Origin of the sequence: Paenibacillus sp. FSL M8-0228 (assembly GCF_038007385.1) — a bacterium.
Taxonomy (GTDB): domain Bacteria; phylum Bacillota; class Bacilli; order Paenibacillales; family Paenibacillaceae; genus Paenibacillus; species Paenibacillus polymyxa_D.
The window spans coordinates 1,116,094-1,138,019 of the sequence record NZ_JBBOXA010000001.1; the positions used below are offsets into that span (position 1 = coordinate 1,116,094).

Here is a 21,926-nt window from a genome sequence, read left to right on the forward strand (position 1 = left end):
AGCTGTTTGCGATGGCGGCACGGGTCAATAAAAAGCGTTCGTTTTTATTTGTCAGCAAGGTGCTGGGCAAGCATATTCCGGTAAACCCATACACCTCTCTGCTCAGTGGTGCGGCGCTGGCGATCCTGCTATATAAGGAGCTTGTCCCACAAGCGGGACAACAGATGGATGAACTGATTGGAGAGGCCGTGAGAGGACTACTTAACCCGGACTATGCGAAAGAGGCCTACCGAAAGCTGATGGATGAGCGTTTAGCTTTTGCTTTTACGGAGCCGATCAAGTTTGTTGGTTTTGCCGAGACGGCTACAGCACTGGGACACAGTATGTATCGGTTGTTTGACGACGGGGCCTCGTATATTCATACGACGCGCGAGGATATCCCGGGCCTTCGGCCTATTATTCGGTTTGAAGAAGAGCATTCGCACGCTGTTGATCATCGTTGCTATGCACTGGATGAAGGTGCTTTTGCGGGTGATGGCCCGATTGTGCTGGTAGATGATGAAATTACGACGGGGAAAACAACGCTTAATATCATACGGGATATTCAGGAGCATTTTCCGCGTAAACAGTATGTGATTGCTTCGTTATTGGATTGGCGGACAGACAGCGACGAGCAGGCTTTCGCTGATCTGGAGGTAGAGCTAGGCATTACGATTACGCCTTTAAGCTTGCTCAAAGGAAAGATTGAGGTACAGGGAGTACCAATACTGGATCACGCAGAATATGCTGGACAGGCTGGGAACCCAGAACATGCAGCCACTAGCATGGCAGAGGTTAATAAAGATGCTTCTGGAATAATTGACCACCGTTTTGAACAGGAGGCTTCCGGTTTTGAGCGGGTAGTACACAGCTCCATGTCAACGGACGGGTACACCAATACAGCTCCTTATCTAAAATATACAGGCCGTTTTGGTCTACAATCCATTGACAATTCAGCGTTGGATGCAGAAATCACGCGTACAGCCGAACGACTGAAGCAACTTCGTTCTGGGCAACGCACGCTGGTTATGGGCACGGGAGAATTCATGTACATTCCAATGCGGATTGCAGCAGAGTTAGGCCCGGATGTGTATTTTCAATCGACGACACGCAGCCCGGTATATCCCCACCGAGAAGAAGGGTATGGAGTCGCTTGTGGTGTGACATATCCATCGCCTGAGGACAGTACGATACGCAATTTTATTTATAATGTAGACCCTGGTCAGTATGACGAAATATTCGTTTTGATGGAAAGGGAGTCGGACCTAGAGCGGATGAACCCCATGCTGGAGGCTTTGAACCGTCTGGGCTGCGATAAAGTGCATGTCGTTTATTTTAACGGTTTAACTAGACAGGAGAGTAAAGGAGCGCGGATATGAAGCAAGCACTCATGGAGCAAATACAACAGAAGAACATTCATCCGCCCAAACCTCTAGGCAGTTATCCTGCCTCGGATGTCACATTTTTATTGAAGGATTTGAGTAGGGTTACGTTGGAAAAAGGGACGGAGGATCGTGAAGAGGCGATTCAGTCGGGCGTCCATTATTCAGAAATGCTGCCAGTGGAATACGAGCCCACCGCAGAGTATATTGCATTGTTTCACGAAACGCTTGCCCAATCTGCCCAAAAGGTTGCATTAGCGGCAGCTTCTGTGGCTGAGATGATTGTGAGAAAAAGAGGCTTAAATACGGCGATTGTTTCTCTGGCTAGAGCAGGGACGCCCATTGGTATCCTGATCAAGCGTTATATTGACTGGAAGTATAGCGTATCCTTGCCGCATTACAGCATTTCTATTATTCGTGGCAAAGGCATTGACCGGAATGCGATATTATACATTTTACAGCAGCATGGGCTGGGGATTGAACTTCAGTTTGTCGATGGCTGGACGGGGAAAGGGGCAATTCGCCAGGTATTGATTGAGGCCTGCCGTGAGATGAATGCGGATTACGGGTTGCGCCTAAATGATGATCTGGCGGTGCTGGCCGATCCGGGCAGATGTTCAGAAACCTTTGGTACACGAGAAGATTATTTGATTCCAAGTGCTTGTCTGAATTCGACTGTATCAGGTTTAATGAGTCGGACGGTATTACGCGACGATCTCATAGGCCCTGACGATTTCCATGGGGCCAAATTTTATGAATCCTGGCGGTCAGTGGATCAGTCCAATACGTTTGTGGATACGGTATCCGGGTATTTTCAAGACGTGGCTGAAGCGGCCGTTGCATATGCTGAACTAATGACATTGAATCCGCCTGCGGTGACATGGCAGGGCTTACGGGATATTGAGGCGATTCAGCAGGCATTTGGCATTCGGGATATCAATCTGGTCAAGCCCGGAGTGGGGGAGACGACTCGTGTACTGCTGCGCAGAGTGCCGTGGAAAATTCTGATTGATCGCGAAGATAATCCGAATCTCCAGCATATTATGCTGCTGGCAAAGGATCGTGGAGTGCCCGTAGAGGTATTTGAAGGATTGACTTATTCCTGCTGCGGAATTATCAAGCCGCTCAAGGGGGGACAAGAATGATCTACGCAAGTGATCTGGATCAGACACTGATTTACTCCAAACGTTCGCTTGGCGTACCGCTGGAGTCCCCTGGTCTGTTGCCTGCGGAACAGATAAACGGGGCGACATCGGCTTTTATTTCTGAACAAGCCCTGCAATGGCTAAAGACACTGCCTGAAGATGTGATGTTTATGCCCGTGACGACTCGGACGATGGAACAGTATCGACGAATCACCGTGTTTCAGACGGAGTTGGTTCCCGCATATGCCGTGACGAGTAATGGTGGAAACATCATCGTTGGAGGCGAGGTGGATCGAGAGTGGAATCGACGTATTCATGAACAAGTGCGCCGTGATGGTGCTCACGCGGAAGAAGCACGTCAGGTGTTCGGGCAGGTGCTGCATGAAGATTGGGTGGTAAACGAACGCTTTTGCGACGAGTTATTCTATGCTTTCATGATTGAACGGGATCGTATGCCGCTGGAACAGGTGCTGGAGAAGGCGCGAATCATGCGTGAAATGGGCTGGGAGGTATCCATTCAAGGTCGTAAGGTGTATTTGGTACCTGCAGCCGTGAATAAACAGGCAGCCGTGGAGCATATCCGTAACCTCACGAATGGAGGGACCGTGGTTGCGTCCGGTGACTCTTTGCTAGACCGTTGTCTGCTGGACTATGCCGATTATGCGATTGCTCCGCGTCATGGTGAATTGTATCGGGAACAACTGCGGGATAAGCTGGAGGTCAATTATCGTTTTACAGAAGTGTCGGGGGTTTATGCAGCGAACGAAATCATGGCGTATGTTCATGAAATACACCGGAGTGTGTTCGCAGCTCAAACTTCATTTTCAGAATAGATAGGGGACGTGGCTCTGTGAAGAAGGTTAAAGTGTATTTTAACCGCTGGTTTTCAGTGGCGTATCATTATATGAATGCTATTCGTAACAATGAGGACGGTATTCCGTTCGAGATCTATGCGACGCACTCTGATCCGCAGCATATGGCGTTACAGGCCAGTGATGTAGCTGAAGTAGAGCCTCGCACCAGTGGTGTGGAGTACGCACGGTTTTGCGCTGATTTTTGCAGGCGGCACGGAATTGATGTCTTTATCCCACGGTGGAATATGCTCGATATTAGCAAGCATCTTTATTTGTTCGATGATATTGGGACAAAAGTGATGGTATGCCAAGATACCGAACTGCTGGAGCAACTGATGGAAAAGGATCTGTTTTATGAATCCATCCGTCAAAAGGACATTGTCACGATTCCCGATTATGCCATTGCCAGCAATGCTGAGCAGTTTAAACAGGCTTATGAGTCGTTAATAGCACTTGGGCATAAGGTATGCTTCAAGCCATGTAATGCGGAAGGCGGAATGGGCTTTCGTATCATCGACAATGAACGTAATCCGCTGGAGGAACTGTTCGGCCATGCGCTGAATCATATTTCATTCGAGGAAGCACACCGCGTATTGTCATCCACAGAATCATTTCCCAATCTGATGGTGATGGAGTTGCTGGAGGGATACGAATACAGTATTGACTGCCTGGCTGACCGGAACGGAAAGCTGCTAGCAGCAGTTCCGCGTAGGAAGGCAGGAGGACGATTACGGCTGCTGGAGCAGCATCCCGAGCTGTTGGAGGTGGCACAGAAGGTCGCTGAGGCGTATCATATTCCGTACAATTATAACATTCAGGTAAAATATAACGGCGAGCATGCCAAGCTGCTAGAGATCAATCCGCGGATGTCCGGAGGACTTCATGTATCATGTTTGTCAGGTATCAACTTTCCTTATCTAGCGGTGAAATCGGCTTTGGGTCATGAGATCGGTTCACTTCATCCGCAATACGACATTTTAGCCAGTCATATCGAGCAGCCAATCACCATACGTAAATCCGTACATTGACACACACAAATATTGTTTTCTACAATATGGTAAGGGTTTACGTCAGGAGGTACAAGCTATGACGTCAAAAATGTGGGGTGCCACGATTGCTGTGGTTAGCTACCTGATTGCGCTTTTACTAAGTTTTTGGTTGCCACTGTTTGTGTGTTTGGCGATTCCGATCCTTGGTTTGGGAGGATACAGCGCCATCATGGCTGTTCGCCATCCTCGCCCCAATCTGACCGGTTCCGTGATTCCGGTGGTGCAGGAGCAGGTCGGTGAGACACAGCAGCATGAAAAGGAAGCTGCCGTTCGACCGCAGTCTATGACAGGACAAGTACGTCAACCAGATCAGGTGAGCAGTGAATTTGCTCAGGTGATGGAGTATTTGGAGGTACTGGAGGATATGGTGATCTCCGAGGGGCAGAAGGATGCGCTTGATAACGAGATTGTCGAGAAGGCGCTGGCTCTATTTGCACGTTTGCAGCGGGTCATTCCGCTTTTGCATGAACTGAACAACAGCGAAGTGAATCATACGGTTCGGAGATTGATTTTGAAGGATTTGAATGGGCTAATTAATCCGTTTCTTCGGCTCAGCGGCGATGCGAAGCGTACCAACCGGAGGACGTTGTTAAACGGATTACGGGATGTGGATAGTAAAATATCAGTAATTGTATCCACGGTGGAGCATAAGGATCTGATGGAATTACAGAGCAAAGCGGAGCTTATTCACCAGCGTTATAGCAGTTCCGAATTGTAGGCGATTTGTAAGAAAATAAAAAAGTAGCAAATTAGCTGCTCTGAAAAACAACGATTATACTTGGGAACAGTTGTTTTTTAGAATAGGAGGTAGCGTATGGCGACCCCATGGGCTGAGTTGAAAAAAGAAGATGAACAGAAGGTGACTGAGGAGGCTTCACAGCTGATTCAGAAGGTATCACAAAGCGATGTCATGAGCTTGGATACCTTAATGGATGATATCGGTAAGTTGGGGGTTAAAACGCAGGAACGTGCGGGGCAGACCCTTAAAATGCTGGATCGTCCGGTAAACGACCTCATGTCCGGTGATCGGGCTGAGGTATCCAATATGATCTTAAAGCTGCGTGATGAATGTGAAACGCTCCAGCAGAGCAAAAATGTGAGTTTTTTTGGCAAGCTTCTGCGTAAAAGCCCGTTAAAAAACTACATTTACAAGTATCAGTCGGTGAAGACGAACATCGAGAAAATCATTACTGCCTTGAGAGATGGTAAGGATAATCTGGAAGAAAACATCGTCAGCATGAGACAGTTGAAGAAAGCCTCCATTGAAGAAATCTACAATTTACAGACGAAGATCGCCTTTGGTAATCGCCTGAAAGAACTGTTTGAGACCGAGATTGCCAAGCCGGAAAATGAAAACCGCAAGCCTCATCTGGAGCGGGGATTGCGCAAGGTGGTTACTCGTACGCAGTCTATGACCGAAATGATTTTGTTATACAATCAGGCGATTGCGGCAACGGATATTATTAATGATAACAATGATAAACTGATTGATTCTGTAAATAATGCGATTGATAAAACATCGAATCTGATCACTGTATCGGCTATGATCGCGATGGCGCTGGCGGATCAGGACAAAATCATTTCAGCCGTCGATGCGACCAACCGTACCATTGAAGATCAATTCAAGGAAAATGCGAAGCTTCTCAAAACGACGACCGAGAGAACGACAGATCTGCTTAGCAAGCCTTCTATGTCACTGGAGGCTGTGAATCAGGCGATTGGTGATTTGGTATCTGCTTTGGATCTGTCTGAAAAATCAAACCGTCGGATTATTGAAAGCTGCCATGATTATACAAGTAAAATGACAGCAATCAATGCCAACCTTAGCCAACGTTTGGGGATCGAAGGGAAAGAACCTTCCAAACCGCTGAAGGATAGTAATTCTTCTGAGGGTCTTAGCTCGTTTTTGAACTGATGACAATGTAGAATAATAGACCAATCTATGAAAAAGACGCCGGGATGACTCCGAAGGGCGTCTTTTTTTGGTTTGCCAGCAGCTAATAAAGGACATGATGAACATACATAGCATTCTCGTGCATAAACTCTTAAAAAGCGAATGACAAAAGGAGAGAGCGAGCGTATGATGTCTTTTATTTTGGGCTGTGTCATTGTCTATTTACTTGTGGCTGCCAGTAGCGAAAAAGCAGATTCAATTGTGGAGTTAAATGATTCTGTGAAATAAAATTTTTTATTGAAAATCATGCATTTTCTGATAGGATAGAGTTAAATATTGGAATCCAAAAGGAGAATGCATGCTGGAATTTTCATTTGAAATCATCGACGAATCGAAAATTAACATTGTATATCAGTATGGAAGCAGCAGCTTCAATTTTAATTTATTTTTTAACTACGGTGTGTGGACGCTGCATCCTTTTGACGGGATTCTACTGCAGAACAAGGAAATGTGCCGTCTGATCGTTACGGATCTGTTTAAGAACAAAGATTTTCATGTCATGCTGGCACGCGAAAATATTTTATTATCAACCCTGCGTACCTCTATTGATCTCAATCCCGAAACTCGGGGAGATCGATATCAGGAACAGGAATTTGATGAACTGTCTGATTTTGCCGAGACACACAGCTTTGAAGAGGTACTGCAAATCGAGCAGGATTCCGTCCGCGAACGTATGGACTTTTTCCAAAACATCATTCAAAAAATGTATATGGAAGGATTCGGCCCCGAAGACAATGATTTTAACAAGGTACAAGCTATTCTTCGAATCTATAAGGCTGCACATGACCAACTCGGAGAATTAAGCGACTTTCCCCTGAGAGGCGACGAACGACGCAGATGGTAGAGTAGACGTACTAGACGTACAAACGCAAACATCATAGAGGAGCGTGGGGAACATGAGCAGTATTTCTTTACTTAAAAAGAATGCGCAACTGGTACTGACTAAAAAGAATCTAACGAATGTGACTGCGAGAGTTGGATTGGTGCTCGATATTTCAGGATCTATGAGAAGTTTGTACAAAAATGGTACCGTTCAAAAGGTGTTGGAACGAATTGTTGCAGTAGCGAGTGCTTTGGATGATGATGGTGTACTGGACGTATGGGTGTATGATCACCGTTTTTCACGGTTGCCTTCCGTTACCGAAAATGATGTTGACAACTATGTTGAAAGACATATTCTGTCCAATGATTATTTGCCCAAGTTCGGTCGTAATGATGAGCCGCCTGTGATGCGCGATGTCATCGCCAAATACACCAAGGAAGAACCCTCTTCTGATCCGGCCTTTGTTATTTTTATTAATGATGGCGGTGTGAAGCGTGGAAAAGGAGACAACATCGACAACGCGGTCATTGATTCGTCAGGAGAGCCGATTTTCTGGCAATTTATAGGTGTGGGTGAGTCCGATTTTGGTGTATTAAAGAAGCTCGACAACATACAAGGCCGTGTGGTAGATAACGCTAATTTTTTTCAAATACAAGATATCGAATCTATGGAAGATAATGAATTGTACGAACTATTGCTTAACGAGTTCCCGTCATGGCTGCAAGAAGCGAAGGAAAAGCATATTTATTAAGGATACTAAGTGTTGTACTAGTACTATGAGCCCTTTTCAAAGCTTAATATATAAAAAAAATGCAAAAAGAGAGAGTTCCGCTAGCAAACGCTTTGCGAAACTCTCTTTTTCTTTACACACCTCTAAAACGTATAGAATCTCCACGGAGGTTGCCAGCGGAGCGGGCAGAATTGTTCTGAAGAAGCGAAGCGTTCGCCTTTATCCCCGGATTTTACCCTTACAGGTTCTATTCAATAGAAATCCGGGGATAACAGCGATCGGAAGAACAATCTGCACGCGCAGCGCTCACCAACCGCAAGAAAGCTTCTCATACCACCCTAACTTATCCCCATTAGTATCATCGAGCAAAGGATAAGCCCTGCTCCGCACCCCGAAGTATATACCTTGAGGTGGCGGAACATGGATGTTTTCCAGGCTGACAAAGATTCATCGGAACGCAAACGCTCATTTTCCTCTCGTAATGCCTTGGATTGACGAATGAATAACTGTCCGATGTCGGCAAATCCCCGCAGGAAGAGGGTTAGAAAACCGCTTTGCAGAACGTGGAAGATTGCACCGATCACCAAGCCCAGCAACCCCAACAGGAATAACAGATTTGCAGTAGCCATGTGTTCACGACCATTCAAGAGATGGGGGGTGGCGTACAGAAACCCTAAGGTACTGACAATCAGGGCGATGATCCCAAAACGTAAAATCATTATTTTTCGACCCGTTTCGCAAAGCGCAGGTCTGGGTTCGAACGAGCATCAAATACGATACCTTGAATCTTAGGGCTGATTAATGCAGTGTCCGCAGAGAACTGGATCGGAATAATCGGCAGATCTTCCATCAATACGTCTTCTGCCTGATGGAGCTGTTCAAAGCGTTTTGCCGGATCAAGCTCAAAGGTTGAGGATTCAATCAGTTTGTCATACTCCGGGTTGCTCCAGTTGGTAAAGTTGTTCGAGTTTTTGGAAGTATAATGCCCCAATACGCCGAGCGGATCCAGGAAGTTTCCTTCCCAGCCCATACGGGCGATCTGGAAGTTCTTCTGTTTAAAGGTATCAATGTACGTTTTCCATTCCTGATTCTCCAGCGTCACTTCAACACCCAGGTTTGTTTTCAGCATTTCCTGAATCGCTTCAGCTACTTTTTTATGCTTGTCCGAAGTGTTGTATTTGAAGGTGACTGGTGGCAGCTTGGTCAAACCTTCTTCTTTCAGACCTTCGGCCAGCAATTGTTTCGCTTTTGCAGCGTCAAACTCATAGTATTTTTTCGGTGCTTCATCACGGAAGTCCTTGCCGGATGGTGTTGTTGTTCCGTATGGAACATAACCGTAAGCCGGAGTTTCGCCACCTTTGGTTACGCTGGTAGCCAGTGCTTCGCGGTCAATAGCATAGGCAATGGCTTGTCTGATTTTTTTATTGTCAAACGGCTTTTGTTTTACGTTAAAAGAATAGGTGTACACACTGAAAGACGGATGCGACAGGAATTCCTTGTTGCTCTTTTCCTGATCCAATGTATCTACGGGAAGGCTCAAAATCAGGTCCAGATCGCCCGTTTTGTACATTTGATAATACGTTGTGGAGTCTTGCACCATTTTAAAATTAATCGTTGCCATTGTAATGGCATCTTTGTTCCAGAATTGATCGTTTTTCGTCAGCGTAATTTGTTCGTTATGTTTCCATTCCTTGGCTACATACGCACCGTTGCCGACAATTGTGCCCGCTTCTGCTGCCCATTTGTCATTTTTCTCAACAACTGATTGGTTTACTGGCAGATAAGCATGACCCACGGCGATCGTGGGGAAGAAGCTCAGCGGTGATTTCAGCTCAACTACAAGAGTTTTATCATCTTTGGCAGTAACACCCACGTCTTCAATTTTACCTTTGCCTGTGTTGTACGCTTCGGCACCTTTGATGTAGTAGAGGGCAGAAGGATCGTAGGCAGCTGTTTTTGGATTTAGTACCCGTTTCCAGGAGTACTCAAAATCCTTAGCTGTCAGTGGGTCACCATTCGACCATTTTGCACCGTCACGAATAGTAAAAGTGTAGGTTTTGCCGTCAGGAGATACGTCTACTTTGCTAGCAGCGCCTTCTACGATTTTACCGGCCTTATCGTATGTATACAGCCCTTCGTACAAGTTATCAATTACAAAATAGGACGTTGTATCTGATGCGAAAGCAGGGTCTAGCGTATAAGGTTCTCCACCTGCCAGATTGGCAGTAATTTCTTGCGGGATATCTGCTTGAGGCGCAGCGGACGGGTCGTTGCTTGCTGTTTTGTCTGTAGTACCAGAGCATCCAGCCAAAGCCGTTACGGCCAAAAGTAAGATGATCGTCATCCAATGCATTTTTTTCATCGTGGTTTTCCTCCATTATTGTGGTTAGTTATGCAAAAAATAAAGTACACCGTACCGGGGTTTATTCATCCTCCTTTCCCGCAGGTATGCCGCGTGTGCGCACTTCGATAAAGGAACTGCCGTTCTTCCTGCGGTTAGGCGAGAAGCTGCGGATCATGGTGACATCCCTCCTTGTCCAATTGGGATCTTTCTGTTGTTAATGCTGTGAACGCGGGTCAAGTGCATCCTGAAGCCCATCTCCAAGCGTATTGAACGCTAGCATGGTGAGCGATATCATCAGCCCGGGGAAAAATAGGCGCCACCATTGACCGCTTAAAATAACGCCAAGTGAATCGTTAGCCATCGTCCCCCAGCTGGCCGAAGGAGACTGAATCCCCAAACCGAGAAAGCTCAGGAACGATTCGGCAAAAATAGCCGACGGAATAGTGAACGTTAAATTCACGATAATGATTGCCGCTGCGTTTGGTAGCAAATGTCTGAAGATAATACGCGAATGAGATGTCCCCAAGCTACGGGCTGCCAACACATATTCCTGCTGCTTCAGCTGTAAGATTTGCCCACGTACTACACGTGCCATACCGACCCAGCCAGTAATAGATAATGCAATAATCATCGTGAGCAGACCGGGCTTCATAATGACGAGCAGCAGAATGATGACTAGCAGATAAGGAATACTATACAAAATTTCAATAATACGCATGAGAATGCTGTCGATCCGGTCGCCCGTTTTACCCTGCCCAGCACAATAGCCAGCAACACAGCCGACGAGAATGCCAAGTACCAAATCAATGGCGGCAGCGGCAAAGCCGATCATGAGTGAAATTCTAGCCCCGGCCCATGTCCGTGCCCATACGTCCCTCCCCAGATCATCCGTGCCAAACCAATGCTCTTTGGAAGGAGAGAGATTCGTCTTCAAAAGAGATTGATCACTCGGTGCATAAGAAACCATGGAAGGTCCAACAATCGCCAGCACAATAATCATGATTAGTAGGGAAAGCCCCAAAAGAGCAAGCTTGTTGTTGAAAAGTCTGCGTAGCCGATCCCGCCAGAGTGATTCTTTGGGTCTGGTCAACGTGGCGGTGGGGATCTGGCTGCGGTCTACAAGACTGAACAGACTGTCCTTTTCGACAGTAGGTGCTGCTTTCATGTTAATCTCCTTTACTGACTAATTTGATTCGTGGATCGACAAGGCGATAGGAAATATCAATTAAAAATAAAGTAACGACTAGAATGGAACTGTAGAAAATGGTCGTCCCCATAATCACTGGATAATCCCGGTTAAAGATACTATCTACGAAGTATTTACCGATGCCGGGAATGGCGAATATTTTTTCAACGACAAAGGTACCTGTAATGACGGAAGCGAATAGCGGTCCGATAAAAGAAAGCACCGGAACCAACGCGTTGCGTAATCCGTGACGCAGAACTACTGCCCAAGAAGACAACCCTTTCGCTTTGGCAGTGCGTATGTACTCCTCATGCATGACTTCCAGCATACTCGTCCGCATAAAGCGGGCGATAACGGCAAGAGGTGAAACAGCGAGAGCCAGCGATGGGAGCACCGTATGCTGCCAGGTTCCCCATGAGGCGACCGGAAGAAGGTGCCATTGAACGGCAACATACTTGATTAGCAACGGTGCCAATATGAAGCTGGGTACGGAAATACCAACAATGGCGATAAACATCGAGATATAATCCAGTGGTCGATTATGGTGTAGAGCAGCCAGTGTTCCAAGCGAAATTCCGGCAATAATCGCGACCACGATGGATTGAATACCGAGCAATGCAGAAGGTGGAAAACCTCGGGCGATGAGCATATTGACGTCCGTCGTTTTCGATTGAATAGACGGGCCCATATCCAGCACTAGCAGATTTTTGAGATACAGCACATACTGCACAGCGAGCGGCTTGTCCAGATTGTACCTGGCACGCATGTTTTGCAATACCGCTTCCGGAATGGTTTTGGAATCGTTCGAGAATGGGTCACCCGGAATGATGTGCATGATGATAAACGTTAAAGTGACGATAATCCACAGTGTAATGAACATCGTAAAAAGACGCTTTAAAATGTACATGGGGCTTAATTTCTCCTGTCTATCAAGCTGATTTACATACTATTGCTGCTAAAAATTTAATATAAGTAAAAGTATATAAGAATACTAGGAAATAATAAGACGGTTTAGGTGACATGTCAAGGTAAGGTTTTACATTATAGAACACAGGTCAAATTTTCGTCACAGGTTTTCCATTTATATAAGGCTAAGATTCCGCTCATTCCTCTCGACGAGTATCCTGCGGTGTGTTATGATGATACTCTGATAACGTGTTAACGAACTAAAGCGTTTGCCACCTGTTCTTGGATACGGGGGTCACCATTGTTGGAGGGGAATAAGATGAGAAAAGCAGCCATGTTTACGATGTTAATTGGATTGATGATGATCGTGTTGGCCGGATGTTCCGGCGGTAAGGACGACAGTAAATTGATTATTGGCATTGATGATAAATTCGCCCCGATGGGCTTTAGAGATGAAAATAATGAGCTGACCGGCTTTGATATTGATTATGCGAAAGCGGCCGGGGAACAAATGGGTAAACAGGTGAAATTTCAGCCGATTGACTGGTCTGCCAAAGAATCCGAGCTGAACAGCGGACGTATTGATCTCATTTGGAATGGATACACCATTACGGATGAACGTAAGGAAAAAGTGCTGTTCACGAAGCCATATCTGAAAAACAGTCAGGTCATTGTCATACCAGCTACTTCCAGTCTTTCCAAGCTGGCTGATCTGGCGGGCAAAACGGTGGGACTCCAGACGCTGTCTTCAGCAGCCGATGCATTGGATGCGAATCCGATCAAAAGTAAATTGAAGTCAGTGTCTGAGTACCCGGATAACGTTCTTGCTTTGACAGATCTGAAAACCGGTCGCCTGGATGCGGTTGTCATTGATGAAGTCGTTGCCAAGTATTATATGTCGAAGGAACAAGGGACGTATAAGCTGCTTGATGAATCATTGGCCCCTGAGGAATACGGCATCGGTGTGAAAAAAGGGAATGAAGAGCTGTTGACGCAGCTGCAATCCGCTTTGGATGAGCTGCACAAGAACGGAAAAGCTGCTGAAATTTCGAAAAAGTGGTTTGGTGAAGATAAAGTATTAAATTAATACGTAGTGTATTGAACTAAGGTTTAGGAGTCGAAGGTCATGAGTATGGAATATATTTTACGAATTATGAAGCCTATGCTTGAAGGGGCACAGATGACGGTTATTTTATTTTTCATCACGCTCATCTTGTCTATTCCATTGGGTTTTGTCGTTACGTTGCTGGCCAAAAGCCGGATTAAGCCAATCGCTTGGCTGATGCACACGTACATTTATGTTATACGCGGCACGCCGCTTTTGCTGCAATTATTGTTCTTTTGTTTTGGTCTGCCGATGTTGCCTGTCATTGGGGAGTATCTGGTAATGGATCGAACAACGGCTGCCGTGCTGGCATTTGTATTGAATTATGCGGCTTATTTTGCAGAAATTTTTAGAGGCGGAATGTTGTCGATTGATAAAGGGCAATACGAGGCTTCGCAAGTGCTGGGCTTGAGCAAGTCGCAGACGCTGATAAGAGTCATTGTGCCGCAAATGGTACGGATCGCTTTGCCTGCGGTAACCAATGAGGCGACAACATTAGTAAAAGATACGGCACTACTGTATGCAGTAGCGGTACCGGAACTGCTGCATTTTGCCAATACGGCTGTAAACCGCGATTTTTCGATTGTACCTTATGTTGTAGCAGCGGTTATTTATTTGTTGTTAGCTTTGGTGCTGACGCTATTCTTCAGGGCGCTGGAAAAACGTTTTAAATTCGAGTAAAAGGAATGTCGGGATATGAATACTAATGCAATAGAAGTTATCGATTTGAAAAAATCGTTCGGCAAGCTCGACGTTCTGAAAAGAGTGAGCTTTAACGTTAAAGCGGGCGAGGTTGTAGCTGTCATCGGTCCTTCAGGTTCAGGGAAAAGTACCATGCTCCGTAGTTTGGTACACCTGGAAGATGTGACAGGCGGGACGATCCGCATTCATGATAAAGCACTGGTGGAAAATGGTCAGTACGCTCCGGCAGGTGACATTAAGGGCATTACTACCGGTATGGGCATGGTCTTTCAGCATTTTAATCTGTTCCCTCACTTGACGGTGCAGGATAATCTGGAGCTGGCTCCGAAGCTGGTGAAAAAGGTGAGTAAGGCTGAACTGCGCCGCCAAAGCGCTGAGTTGCTGGCTAAAGTCGGTTTGGCAGATAAAGCAGATGCGTATCCATCCCGACTGTCGGGAGGGCAGAAGCAGCGCGTGGCGATCGCCCGGGCAATGATGATGAATCCAGATATTTTGCTGTTCGACGAGCCGACCTCGGCCCTTGATCCCGAGCTGACAGGCGAGGTGCTGCGGGTCATCAAAAAGCTGGCTGAGGAGAATATGACGATGGTCATCGTGACCCACGAGATGAATTTTGCGCGAGATGTGGCGGATCGCGTCATTTTTATGGATAATGGCGAAATTGCAGAATCCGGTACACCGGAGCAGATTTTTGGCAATCCGCAGTTGGAGCGGACGAAGGTGTTTTTGAATCGGGTGGAAGCTTAGCCCAAGATGCATATCATCTTTGCATACTTGTGTATATGTGTTTTATATCTCCCAAAAGCGACTTTAAAGAAGTATTCTGATGTAAGCTGAAGCAGGCTATTTGAGCTCTGTTAAGCGAACGAAGAATGCTTTTTTTTTTTTTTTTTGAAATGGTTCTTATTCCAGTAAATGTGATCTATTTCATATGATTGTGTAAGAAATGGGGTTTAACATGTAAAACATGCTACCACGATTTAAACAAATTCTGTTACTAGCTCCACAATTTAAAAGTGGAAGGTTGGGATTTGAATGATTGATCGTTTTCACATTTATTGTCACATTCCGTTTTGCAAGAAGCGCTGTCCATACTGCTACTTTACAGCCAAATTTTCGGAAGAGGAGATGATTAACCTCGATGTAATGGATGAGTATGTTAAAGCCTTGAAAGTGGACATTGAATGCACTGAATTTCCAAAATCAGCAATCACCTCGATAGTTTTTGGTGGAGGAACCCCATCCCTCCTAAATGAAAGTCAGCTAGACACTATTATAAATTCCATTCGAAATAGGATTACCCCAGAACAATTTACCCACATGAAATTTATGGCGTATGAAGTTTCCCCAGATACCGCATCCAAAGAAACCTTGTCTATTTTCAGGAGAAAAGGATTTAATCGTGTAAGTATCGGTGCCCAGTCTTTTAATAATGAAGAGCTCAAATTGCTGGGACGGCCCTATTCACGAGAAAAAATTATAAAGGCTGCAAGCCTGATCCGAGAAATTGATTACGACATGTTAAATATTGATCTGCTAATCGGAATCCCGGGGCAGACGCAGAGCACGGTCATGGAAAGCATAAGGGATACAGTGAATATACGACCGGAACATATTTCGGTTAGTCTTTTCTACTCCTCTTATCCAGGGGGAAAGGAATTTGTCGAGCGATGCGAGAAAAGAGGAAAACATATTTTAGCATTGTCCGATAAAATCTCAGTTTATGAAGAAGTGTGCGGATTTTTACAACAAAACGGATATATAAGAGTAGATAATACTGTTTTTTCTTTACCAGATTATATATTTCCTTATGAAAAAGATGCTATAAGTGAAACAGAGCCGGTGTTGGCTTTTGGACCCGGATCTGCGGGATATTGGGATAATAATCGTGTACGCTTCACACCTCCTTATATTAAAAATTATATAGAACTTCCACATTCAGTCGAAGAAGAAATTACAGTCGATAATTATGCGTTTACGATTGTATGGGGGCATTTGAATGCCTATGGAAAAATCGAGGAACGAACGTTAGAGCAGTATCTAGGAGTTAATTTTGAAAAAGTAATGGAAATGGAGAAAGATGTTAATATTCTTTTGTCCGTTTTAATTCAAGAAAATCTGGTGGAACAACAAGACTCGGCTTACATATTAAAACCAGAAAGTCTAAATCGCGCGATTGTACTAATGCATTATATAAGGGATGGCTGGGGATACAAGCTCATGACTGCCCCGGATGAAATTAAAAACTAAGAGTAAAGTGAAGGTGAATACAATGAATCAAGAAGAATATTCAAAATGGATTAAAAACGTTTCTATTGCCTATCTGGCAACGTATGATTCATTCAATAATCAACCTCATGTAAGACCTGTAGATGCGGGGACTGTTCACAACGGATATATATATTTCTCTACCTTCAGCAATACAGATAAGGTTGAACAAATCCGGACGTGTGAGAATGTGGAGCTTACTTATTTTGGAGACGGGGCTCAGCTCAGAATGGCAGGTAAGGCCAAACGGGTGAGTGAAAAGAAGGAAGAAGATCTATTTTTGGAAAACAACCCTATGATAAAAGAAACCTTTAGCAATGAGAAAAGAAATCAGTTTGTATTGTTTCAAGTCACACCCCATGCAGTAAGATTTATGGGCGAGGAAGATCATCAATACTCTCCTGTAGATTGGAAGCAGACGGACCGGATAGGCATGTGACTCATGGAGACAGACGAACTGATTTTTGATTTTCTAGGTCCGGATACGATTGAAATGCAAAAGTTTATTGGTGATGTCTGGCCTGAGAAGATACATGCAAGGGTTTTGGACCTGGCTTCAGGGAGTGGTGAACACTTATTTGGTTTTATAAACAAGTCTATTGAATCTGTAACTGTAGTTGATCGTTCGCCGGAATCGTTGCAATTGTTGCTCAACAAGCATAACGATCATGGAAATATGATTAATACGGTATGCTCTGACTTAAATGATTGGTCTTGCCCTCAAAAATTTGACATCGTACACATTGGGGATAATTCTATCCAAATGTTCCCTGCGTATAAAAACCAATTTGATATTTTTAGAGTAATTGCTTCAAGTTTATCAGCCGAAGGGGTTGGAATGGTTAATGTTACGCCAGTGACGGAACATCAAATCATGGAATATGGCGGGGCACCTAAAGTGATTAAATCACTGACTATCGACGGGGAAGCATTTGAAGTATATGGAGAAGTCAAAATCGATGTTTTTAATCAGATCTTAATGATGTATTTCACAGTTTATAAAAATGAAAATGAAACCAGCCGTTGTACCTGTCGATGTCGGATGTTATTGAAACATGAAATAGAGGAGATGGCAAAGGCTGCTGGACTAAAAATAGTGCAAGTTAAACAACAGAAACTTAAACGGGGAAACGATTCTTACTATTACCTATTGCAACTCAATCAATAGAGCAAATGGGAGAATAAGGGTATGTCCAAAACCGTTTCATTGAATCCAACGGCGTTAATGAACAGGGCTTTTTTACGACAACTTAGACAGCTTGAAAAAAATATTTTGGTTACTAAAAATAATTTATCCGGAATTATGGGTTTTGAAACCGAATACCTTCTTTTTGATTTTGAGTTTAATTTGGTAGATGAAAAGGTCCGGAATCGTGTAATTGAAAATGCAACATTTATAAAACGGGAAATAGGTGCCAGCCAAATTGAATTGGTATCCCGTCCTTTCACACTTGCAGAGGGACTTGAAAATCTTATAAATGAAATGCAGGAAATGGAGCAAGAGGCGGCAGCCATAGCACATGCCCAAAATAATAGACTGGCGCGTCTTGGTACCTATCCTGGTTCATTTACTGACTTGGAAATTACAGATGACCGGGAAAATTATCAAATGATACTCGACCAGTTTAAAAGTTCAAGAAAACATCACCTTGAGCTTCATTTGGGAGAAGTTGATCTATCAAGTCGTGTTCATGAGCTAATTAGCGGGTGTCAGTCGACACAAATGAATGTACAGGTTAACTATAATCAGGCTGCTATTGATCTTTTGAACAAGACGATTGAGATCTCACCTCTCTTTATTGCCATTGGGGCCAATTCTCCGATTTTGGACAGGCGATTAACCGGATTGCTCGAAACTCGTAACCTGATTTGGGAGATTGGTTATGATTTGCGGACCTATTCTGAATTTTTGGCAGCTCTGTCTACTCGCGTTTCATTTCCTCATCAATATTATGCAAATTTCCATAATTATTGGGCAACTTTGTATCAACAAAAACATATGAAATCCGATCCACGGTATGCATTTAGCCTCAATCAAAAAATGAATTGGAAAATTGCGAGATTAAAACTGGTAGGTGGCAGCGGTAAGCCCACAGCATGCTTGCTTGAAACGCGATTTATACCGATCCAGCCAACACTTCGGGAAGATATTGCGTTGCATCTCGGAGTCTATGCGCTTTTGGATTTAAGCCTAAGCAAAGGCGGAGAAAGACTTCTTCCCGTTACTTTTGTGAAGGAAAACTTCAGGAGGGCTTCATGCTACGGAATTGACTGTGAGCTTTACTATTTTACATCCGACGGTAAAAGAATCACTGAGTATGCAGCCACGGAATTAATAAATAGAGCTGGCGAGCGTATTTGTGATTATTGGAAAAGAAAATCTTCTTCAACTGCAACACTTGTGGAGGAGGTACTAAGCAAGCGACTTAGAGTAGGCCCTCCAGCCTTATCACTAATAAACAATATCAGGGGGAACTCGAAAAATACACTTCTTGGAACGCAAGAAATAAAGCGAATAGTGTCGCAAAATTGTATTCCTGTCAATGAGGGATCGTAAGGAGGACTTTGGTATGTCTGCTAATAGTTCAAGGGCTATATTTTTACTGGAGCCTTGTTTTTTTGGAGAAAAATATATTGAATTTGCCGCTGAACTTGAGTTGATTGTAATTGTTATTCGAAGAGAAGGCGGCCCCAAGGTGGAGAAGGCGCATCTGGTACATTTTGAAATCATCAGTGACATTACAGATGCCGAGTCTACTTACTTGAAAATGGAGTATTTTTTCAGTCAGCATCCGGATATATCCCGCAACTCGGGTATTGTACCTGGTCACGACTATGCAGTACCGGTCGCCGCGATTATCTCCCAAAAGTTTGGCTGGAATTCCATTCGCCCAGATGTAGCCCATAATGCCCGCAGCAAAGAGTGTATGAGAAACGGGCTAAAAGGTTCTCAGTATGTATCCAATCCAGATTACCATTTGTATCACAGCGTATCCGAACTAAAGGAGCAGTTGGACCAGATCCAATTCCCCGCTATTGTTAAACCCGTTGATATGACAAGTAGTATGTTAGTCAAATGTGTGCAAACATCTGAACAATTAATTAGGCAGGCCGAAAAGATTATTCAGAATGAGGATAACTTCGGTTATCCATCGAATCTTTCATTTCTAGTAGAAGAATATATCAGAGGCCAGGAATATAGCTTCGAGGCTTTTATGTTTAAAGGTGCTTGTAAATTTGCCCATATTACTGAAAAAATGAAAACTCCCCTTCCTTATTTTGTTGAGCTACAGCATACCCTTCCAGCATCTATGGAATCTTCAAAATACACTCAATTATTAAACAGCTTCATAAATCTTATGGCTGAGCTTGGAATTACAGAAGGACCCTGTCATTTGGAATTTGTGCTGTCCGGGGGACATATTTATATTATCGAATATTCTACTCGTCTTGCAGGGGACCGTATAACTGATTTGTATAGCTTGAGTTACGGAGTAAATCTGCATAAGGCTTCGATTTTGTGCGCTTTGGGAGAAAGACCGGATGAGTACCTGCATGAAACCCGAAACGATATTTCAAGAATCCGTTATTTCTATCAAAAAAGTGGAAAAATCAAACAAATATCAGGGGTGGAAGAAGCCAGACGTTTGCCGGGTGTCATAGAGATGGTTATAGAAAAGAAGGAGGGAGATACAGTACCGGATGAGATGACTAGCAGTATGGACAGATATGGTTTTTTTGTTCTTAAAGCTGATACTTATGATGAATTAGAGAAAGTGAGCCACCAAGTTGAAGATACGATCCAATTTGTGATGGAAAGAGAGACTACTTATGAAAAGCAAAAAGGATGAAAATCAATTCGAAATTTTGCTGATTAATCCACCCTTATGGTACTACCAGTCTGTGCCACCCGATATTACGGCTGCGGCTGCTTTATTACATCACCAAGGAGTGGGTACCAAAATCCGTGATTTAAATTTGGAATCATTTCATTACTTTTTTCGGGGACGTTCGGACATCATCACTCATCTTACGGACACTGAACTGTTTTATAATTTTGAACATTTAGAAGAAACCTGCCAAAAAATCGCTGAGATTTATGATCGTATTAGTGAACAGATTTCACCCGCGGTGCTGCGATGGAATTTATATGATCCGGGAGTGGATCTACGTAATATTGATGAGGTACTAAGGATTGCCGAACAGAAGGAACACAATCCATATTTTGATTTTTTCAAAGAAATTTTACCGGATCTTGTCCCTGAAGGCGTCAAGGTGGTTGCTATTTCAATTTTTCATCCAGATCAGGTTATTCCCTTATTTTCGTTGACTTCATTGTTAAAAGAATATAACTCTAATCTACACATTCATCTGTTCGGCAATCTGGAGGATCAGATTAATACAAAAATATTAGTGCGAAATCTTCCAGATAAGGAGTATCATTTGTTGTTTTCTCATGTGGATTCGTTTGGCTTGGGAAATGAGCATTATCGATTGAGCGAACTGGTTAGAGCTGTTGAGGATTCATCTAAGTTGGAAGAACTATCTTGGTTACTTACTCAAAAAGAACTTCAACCTTATATTGAAGAAACTAATAAACACTATTACACCAATAAAATAACATTACCCGTTTTATCTTCTCTTCCTGCAAGTGGTCTAATGCCGGAAGAGGTTTTAAATGTAGCTGCGTCTGTAAGTTGTTACTGGAAGGGATGTACTTATTGTTCTATTAAAGAGCATGGTACTTATCAGAAAGAGAGTATTGAGAGTATCCTGCAATTAATGGAGAATTTTTCAAAACAACAGACATTTTCGGTATTACGATTCAGAGACTGCTGTATTTCACCCACAGATTTAGAGAAAATAGCAACTCAAATTGTAGAAAGGAAGCTTATATTATCCTGGGCCTGTCGTGCCAGACTGGAAAAGGGTTTTAATTCCCGATTGTTTGAACTGTTAAACCGTGCAGGATGCATCATGATCTCTTTTGGAGTAGAGACCTTTGAAACAAGGGTATCCAGACTGATGAACAAAGGAATAGATCTTGAATATGCGCCTGTGCTGATTAAGAGTTGCTATGAGGCTGGGATTGCGGTGAAATTAACAGCGATGATCGGGTTTCCAGGTGAAACCAGTGAAGAAGCTCTTGCTAATCAAGCACGGCTACGGGAACTGTTTCCCTATTGTATAGATATCCGATATAACCGTTTTATTCTATTTGAAAATTCTCCTATTGCTGCCGATCCTGCTATGTATTCCATTCAAAAAATACCTTTTAACAATCGCCAGCATTTACGATTTTATAGTGAGTTTAGCAGGGAAAGTGGGATGACACAGGTGCAAGCAGATATACAGGCTGCTGAGTTTGAACAGGAAATTAAACAAACTTATGCTTTTTTTCTGTCAGAAGAACATTTGCTTTTATATTTGAAAAAATGGGGACTTTCTTTTTGTATGAATCTTGTAAATGCCAGGTCTCTCTATCAATAAAACGAAAGG

21 protein-coding genes are annotated in these 21,926 nt (G+C 43.8%); 17 read left to right on the forward strand and 4 right to left on the reverse strand.

The genetic code is table 11. The features are described from left to right. Positions 1-11 precede the first annotated feature (11 nt). The 8 genes from MKY98_RS05070 (at position 12) to MKY98_RS05105 (ending at position 7,937) form a co-directional block, all read left to right on the forward strand. Complete coding sequence (locus MKY98_RS05070) at positions 12-1,358, forward strand: phosphoribosyltransferase family protein (protein WP_069012943.1); 1,347 nt, start codon at positions 12-14, stop codon at positions 1,356-1,358. Next, complete coding sequence (locus MKY98_RS05075; protein ID WP_029517562.1) at positions 1,355-2,506, forward strand: cysteine protease StiP family protein; 1,152 nt, start codon at positions 1,355-1,357, stop codon at positions 2,504-2,506. Before MKY98_RS05070 ends, MKY98_RS05075 begins: the two co-directional genes overlap by 4 nt. Next, positions 2,503-3,339, forward strand: a complete 837-nt coding sequence (locus MKY98_RS05080; RefSeq protein WP_029517561.1) for an HAD family hydrolase — start codon at positions 2,503-2,505, stop codon at positions 3,337-3,339. Before MKY98_RS05075 ends, MKY98_RS05080 begins: the two co-directional genes overlap by 4 nt. Before the next feature lie 17 nt (positions 3,340-3,356). Continuing rightward, positions 3,357-4,388 (forward strand): ATP-grasp domain-containing protein, encoded by a 1,032-nt coding sequence (locus MKY98_RS05085; RefSeq protein ID WP_069012937.1) that lies wholly within the window; start codon positions 3,357-3,359, stop codon positions 4,386-4,388. Positions 4,389-4,446: 58 nt separating this feature from the next. Beyond that, complete coding sequence (locus MKY98_RS05090) at positions 4,447-5,127, forward strand: hypothetical protein (protein ID WP_039272509.1); 681 nt, start codon at positions 4,447-4,449, stop codon at positions 5,125-5,127. A 96-nt stretch (positions 5,128-5,223) separates the two neighbouring features. Beyond that, on the forward strand, positions 5,224-6,324 hold the full coding sequence (locus tag MKY98_RS05095) for a toxic anion resistance protein (RefSeq protein ID WP_039272510.1): 1,101 nt from the start codon (positions 5,224-5,226) through the stop codon (positions 6,322-6,324). A gap of 337 nt (positions 6,325-6,661) precedes the next feature. Beyond that, on the forward strand, positions 6,662-7,207 hold the full coding sequence (locus tag MKY98_RS05100) for a hypothetical protein (RefSeq protein ID WP_029517557.1): 546 nt from the start codon (positions 6,662-6,664) through the stop codon (positions 7,205-7,207). Positions 7,208-7,259: 52 nt separating this feature from the next. Beyond that, complete coding sequence (locus MKY98_RS05105) at positions 7,260-7,937, forward strand: vWA domain-containing protein (RefSeq protein ID WP_029517556.1); 678 nt, start codon at positions 7,260-7,262, stop codon at positions 7,935-7,937. Positions 7,938-8,254: 317 nt separating this feature from the next. On the opposite strand, the gene MKY98_RS05110 is transcribed toward MKY98_RS05105, so the two are convergent. The 4 genes from MKY98_RS05110 to MKY98_RS05125 all read right to left on the reverse strand — a co-directional run bounded on the left by MKY98_RS05110 (position 8,255) and on the right by MKY98_RS05125 (position 12,353). Continuing rightward, on the reverse strand, positions 8,255-8,635 hold the full coding sequence (locus MKY98_RS05110; protein WP_069012386.1) for a DUF3899 domain-containing protein: 381 nt from the start codon (positions 8,633-8,635) through the stop codon (positions 8,255-8,257). Beyond that, positions 8,635-10,278, reverse strand: a complete 1,644-nt coding sequence (locus tag MKY98_RS05115) for a peptide ABC transporter substrate-binding protein (RefSeq protein ID WP_069012387.1) — start codon at positions 10,276-10,278, stop codon at positions 8,635-8,637. The genes MKY98_RS05110 and MKY98_RS05115 overlap by 1 nt, the downstream gene beginning before the upstream one ends. A gap of 196 nt (positions 10,279-10,474) precedes the next feature. Next, the gene (locus MKY98_RS05120) at positions 10,475-11,425 is read right to left on the reverse strand and encodes an ABC transporter permease (protein WP_029517553.1); all 951 of its coding nucleotides are present in this window, start codon (positions 11,423-11,425) and stop codon (positions 10,475-10,477) included. Between the two features lies 1 nt (position 11,426). Beyond that, entirely contained in the window at positions 11,427-12,353 is a 927-nt protein-coding gene (locus MKY98_RS05125; RefSeq protein WP_029517552.1) for an ABC transporter permease, read from the reverse strand. A 318-nt stretch (positions 12,354-12,671) separates the two neighbouring features. Here MKY98_RS05125 and MKY98_RS05130 point away from each other — a divergent pair, with 318 nt between their 5' ends. From MKY98_RS05130 to MKY98_RS05170, 9 genes are all read left to right on the forward strand, one after another. Then, entirely contained in the window at positions 12,672-13,439 is a 768-nt protein-coding gene (locus MKY98_RS05130) for an amino acid ABC transporter substrate-binding protein (RefSeq protein WP_029517551.1), read from the forward strand. A 39-nt stretch (positions 13,440-13,478) separates the two neighbouring features. Continuing rightward, a complete protein-coding gene (locus MKY98_RS05135) occupies positions 13,479-14,138 on the forward strand; it encodes an amino acid ABC transporter permease (RefSeq protein ID WP_029517550.1) in 660 nt (219 codons plus the stop codon). Between the two features lie 15 nt (positions 14,139-14,153). After that, positions 14,154-14,906 carry an amino acid ABC transporter ATP-binding protein gene (locus tag MKY98_RS05140; RefSeq protein WP_029517549.1) on the forward strand — a complete coding sequence of 251 codons (753 nt, stop codon included), beginning with the start codon at positions 14,154-14,156 and terminating at the stop codon, positions 14,904-14,906. A gap of 288 nt (positions 14,907-15,194) precedes the next feature. Further along, a complete protein-coding gene (locus MKY98_RS05145; protein ID WP_029517548.1) occupies positions 15,195-16,409 on the forward strand; it encodes a radical SAM protein in 1,215 nt (404 codons plus the stop codon). Between the two features lie 22 nt (positions 16,410-16,431). Then, a complete protein-coding gene (locus tag MKY98_RS05150; protein ID WP_029517547.1) occupies positions 16,432-16,866 on the forward strand; it encodes a pyridoxamine 5'-phosphate oxidase family protein in 435 nt (144 codons plus the stop codon). Positions 16,867-16,869: 3 nt separating this feature from the next. Beyond that, on the forward strand, positions 16,870-17,595 hold the full coding sequence (locus MKY98_RS05155) for a class I SAM-dependent methyltransferase (RefSeq protein WP_029517546.1): 726 nt from the start codon (positions 16,870-16,872) through the stop codon (positions 17,593-17,595). 21 nt (positions 17,596-17,616) lie between these two features. Continuing rightward, the gene (locus MKY98_RS05160) at positions 17,617-18,984 is read left to right on the forward strand and encodes a glutamate-cysteine ligase family protein (protein WP_069012388.1); all 1,368 of its coding nucleotides are present in this window, start codon (positions 17,617-17,619) and stop codon (positions 18,982-18,984) included. 13 nt (positions 18,985-18,997) lie between these two features. Next, entirely contained in the window at positions 18,998-20,278 is a 1,281-nt protein-coding gene (locus MKY98_RS05165; RefSeq protein ID WP_069012389.1) for an ATP-grasp domain-containing protein, read from the forward strand. Further along, positions 20,259-21,917: a B12-binding domain-containing radical SAM protein gene (locus MKY98_RS05170; protein WP_069012390.1), complete on the forward strand. Its 1,659-nt coding sequence runs from the start codon at positions 20,259-20,261 to the stop codon at positions 21,915-21,917. The genes MKY98_RS05165 and MKY98_RS05170 overlap by 20 nt, the downstream gene beginning before the upstream one ends. Positions 21,918-21,926 lie beyond the last annotated feature (9 nt).

Bases quoted from the DNA above. Each gene is read 5' to 3' on its own strand.
- MKY98_RS05125 (WP_029517552.1), bottom strand. From the start codon at position 12,353: ATGTACATTTTAAAGCGTCTTTTTACGATGTTCATTACACTGTGGATT.
- MKY98_RS05135 (WP_029517550.1), top strand. From the start codon at position 13,479: ATGAGTATGGAATATATTTTACGAATTATGAAGCCTATGCTTGAAGGG.
- MKY98_RS05070 (WP_069012943.1), top strand. From the start codon at position 12: ATGGCGGCACGGGTCAATAAAAAGCGTTCGTTTTTATTTGTCAGCAAG.
- MKY98_RS05140 (WP_029517549.1), top strand. From the start codon at position 14,154: ATGAATACTAATGCAATAGAAGTTATCGATTTGAAAAAATCGTTCGGC.
- MKY98_RS05160 (WP_069012388.1), top strand. From the start codon at position 17,617: ATGTCCAAAACCGTTTCATTGAATCCAACGGCGTTAATGAACAGGGCT.
- MKY98_RS05075 (WP_029517562.1), top strand. From the start codon at position 1,355: ATGAAGCAAGCACTCATGGAGCAAATACAACAGAAGAACATTCATCCG.
- MKY98_RS05165 (WP_069012389.1), top strand. From the start codon at position 18,998: ATGTCTGCTAATAGTTCAAGGGCTATATTTTTACTGGAGCCTTGTTTT.
- MKY98_RS05090 (WP_039272509.1), top strand. From the start codon at position 4,447: ATGACGTCAAAAATGTGGGGTGCCACGATTGCTGTGGTTAGCTACCTG.
- MKY98_RS05080 (WP_029517561.1), top strand. From the start codon at position 2,503: ATGATCTACGCAAGTGATCTGGATCAGACACTGATTTACTCCAAACGT.
- MKY98_RS05110 (WP_069012386.1), bottom strand. From the start codon at position 8,635: ATGATTTTACGTTTTGGGATCATCGCCCTGATTGTCAGTACCTTAGGG.
- MKY98_RS05145 (WP_029517548.1), top strand. From the start codon at position 15,195: ATGATTGATCGTTTTCACATTTATTGTCACATTCCGTTTTGCAAGAAG.
- MKY98_RS05120 (WP_029517553.1), bottom strand. From the start codon at position 11,425: ATGAAAGCAGCACCTACTGTCGAAAAGGACAGTCTGTTCAGTCTTGTA.
- MKY98_RS05155 (WP_029517546.1), top strand. From the start codon at position 16,870: ATGGAGACAGACGAACTGATTTTTGATTTTCTAGGTCCGGATACGATT.
- MKY98_RS05105 (WP_029517556.1), top strand. From the start codon at position 7,260: ATGAGCAGTATTTCTTTACTTAAAAAGAATGCGCAACTGGTACTGACT.
- MKY98_RS05095 (WP_039272510.1), top strand. From the start codon at position 5,224: ATGGCGACCCCATGGGCTGAGTTGAAAAAAGAAGATGAACAGAAGGTG.
- MKY98_RS05115 (WP_069012387.1), bottom strand. From the start codon at position 10,278: ATGAAAAAAATGCATTGGATGACGATCATCTTACTTTTGGCCGTAACG.
- MKY98_RS05150 (WP_029517547.1), top strand. From the start codon at position 16,432: ATGAATCAAGAAGAATATTCAAAATGGATTAAAAACGTTTCTATTGCC.
- MKY98_RS05170 (WP_069012390.1), top strand. From the start codon at position 20,259: ATGAAAAGCAAAAAGGATGAAAATCAATTCGAAATTTTGCTGATTAAT.
- MKY98_RS05130 (WP_029517551.1), top strand. From the start codon at position 12,672: ATGAGAAAAGCAGCCATGTTTACGATGTTAATTGGATTGATGATGATC.
- MKY98_RS05100 (WP_029517557.1), top strand. From the start codon at position 6,662: ATGCTGGAATTTTCATTTGAAATCATCGACGAATCGAAAATTAACATT.